This is a genomic window from Oleiphilus sp. HI0123 (genome assembly GCF_001635315.1).
In genome coordinates this window covers 1-2,500 of the sequence record NZ_LWGE01000494.1, presented here as the reverse complement: position 1 = coordinate 2,500, position 2,500 = coordinate 1, and the positions used below count along the sequence as shown (strand labels likewise).

Sequence of the window (2,500 nt, the reverse complement as noted above, 5' to 3'; positions counted from 1 at the left end):
TGCTAACGTCCGTCGTGGAGAGGGCAACAACCCAGACCGCCAGCTAAGGTCCCAAAGTTACAGTTAAGTGGGAAACGATGTGGGAAGGCTTAGACAGCTAGGAGGTTGGCTTAGAAGCAGCCATCCTTTAAAGAAAGCGTAATAGCTCACTAGTCGAGTCGGCCTGCGCGGAAGATTTAACGGGGCTCAAACTGTACACCGAAGCTGCGGATATCTTTTAGATATGGTAGAGGAGCGTTCTGTAAGCTGATGAAGCTCAATTGAGAAGTTGGGTGGAGGTATCAGAAGTGCGAATGCTGACATGAGTAACGACAAAGGGGGTGAAAAACCCCCTCGCCGGAAGACCAAGGGTTCCTGCGCAACGTTAATCGGCGCAGGGTGAGTCGGCCCCTAAGGCGAGGCTGAGAAGCGTAGTCGATGGGAAACAGGTTAATATTCCTGTACTTGTATATATTGCGATGGGGAGACGGAGAAAGCTAAACCAGCATGGCGACGGTTGTCCATGTTTAAGGTTGTAGGCTGAGGACTTAGGCAAATCCGGGTCCTTAAGGCTGAGAACTGATGACGAGATCTCTTTTAGAGATTGAAGTGGTTGATGCTCTGCTTCCAGGAAAAACCTCTAAGCTTCAGATATATAGGAACCGTACCCCAAACCGACACAGGTGGTCAGGTAGAGAATACCAAGGCGCTTGAGAGAACTCGGGTGAAGGAACTAGGCAAAATGGTACCGTAACTTCGGGAGAAGGTACGCCGATTTTGGTGATCAGACTTGCTCTGTAAGCTGAGGTCGGCCGAAGATACCAGTTGGCTGCGACTGTTTATTAAAAACACAGTACTCTGCAAACACGAAAGTGGACGTATAGGGTATGACACCTGCCCGGTGCCGGAAGGTTAATTGATGGGGTTAGCGTATGCGAAGCTCTTGATCGAAGCCCCGGTAAACGGCGGCCGTAACTATAACGGTCCTAAGGTAGCGAAATTCCTTGTCGGGTAAGTTCCGACCTGCACGAATGGTGTAACGATGGCCAAGCTGTCTCCACCCGAGACTCAGTGAAATTGAAATCGCTGTTAAGATGCAGCGTATCCGCGGCTAGACGGAAAGACCCCGTGAACCTTTACTATAGCTTCACAGTGAACTTTGAACCTATTTGTGTAGGATAGGTGGGAGGCTTTGAAACCAGGTCGCTAGATCTGGTGGAGCCATCCTTGAAATACCACCCTGGTATGTTTGAGGTTCTAACTCGGGTCCCTTATCGGGATCGAGGACACTGTGTGGTGGGTAGTTTGACTGGGGCGGTCTCCTCCCAAAGAGTAACGGAGGAGCACGAAGGTGCGCTAAGCATGGTCGGACATCATGCGGTTAGTGTAATGGCATAAGCGCGCTTAACTGCGAGACAGACACGTCGAGCAGGTACGAAAGTAGGTCATAGTGATCCGGTGGTTCTGTATGGAAGGGCCATCGCTCAACGGATAAAAGGTACTCCGGGGATAACAGGCTGATACCGCCCAAGAGTTCACATCGACGGCGGTGTTTGGCACCTCGATGTCGGCTCATCACATCCTGGGGCTGAAGCCGGTCCCAAGGGTATGGCTGTTCGCCATTTAAAGTGGTACGCGAGCTGGGTTTAGAACGTCGTGAGACAGTTCGGTCCCTATCTGCCGTGGACGTTGGAAAATTGAGAAGAGCTGCTCCTAGTACGAGAGGACCGGAGTGGACGAACCCCTGGTGTTCGGGTTGTGTCGCCAGACGCATTGCCCGGTAGCTACGTTCGGACAGGATAACCGCTGAAAGCATCTAAGCGGGAAGCCCCCTTCAAGATAAGTTTTCCCTGGGAATTTAATTCCCCTAAAGAGCCGTTAAAGACTATGACGTTGATAGGCTGGGTGTGTAAGTGCGGTAACGTATTGAGCTAACCAGTACTAATTGCTCGTGAGGCTTAACTATATAACGCCCAAGTGGTTTTATAGTGAATGATTATTCGTACAACGACGGGTAACGCAAATTGGATATGAGTCTTCGTTAGACAGCAGAGATAAAATTAGCTATTACTTGCTATTGTTAAAGACGCAGAATTAAGTGTTGTTGATCAAGTATCAGCAACCGAAGTTTTGTCTGACGACCATAGAGCTTTGGAACCACCTGATCCCATCCCGAACTCAGAAGTGAAACGAAGCATCGCCGATGGTAGTGTGGGAGGTCCCATGTGAGAGTAGGTCATCGTCAGGCTTCTATTAGAAACCCCAGTAGGTCATCCTGCTGGGGTTTTTTATTGCCTGGAAGAAAGTATTGTAAGTAACTCACTTTCGTTTTAATTATGTGAGCAGGTTCTTATCTTGTTGTTTGATTTGTGAACGACTGTAAAGTTTTGACTCGCAAGACATGATTTAATTAATTATTGGGTATACTTCCCTAACTTCTAATAAATCAGGACGCTGATTTCAACTATGAATGCATCTACAAACAACAAAATTGCTTTGTTATTTCTATCGCTAATGATGG

2 rRNA genes (1 of these 2 cut by a window edge) are annotated in these 2,500 nt (G+C 48.4%); both read left to right on the top strand.

Annotation, left to right across the window (positions count from 1 at the left end):
- Positions 1 to 1,945: ribosomal RNA gene (locus A3761_RS04675) — 23S ribosomal RNA — on the top strand; it begins 938 nt to the left of the window's first position.
- 167 nt (positions 1,946 to 2,112) lie between these two features.
- A 5S ribosomal RNA gene (gene rrf, locus A3761_RS04670) occupies positions 2,113 to 2,227 on the top strand.
- Positions 2,228 to 2,500 lie beyond the last annotated feature (273 nt).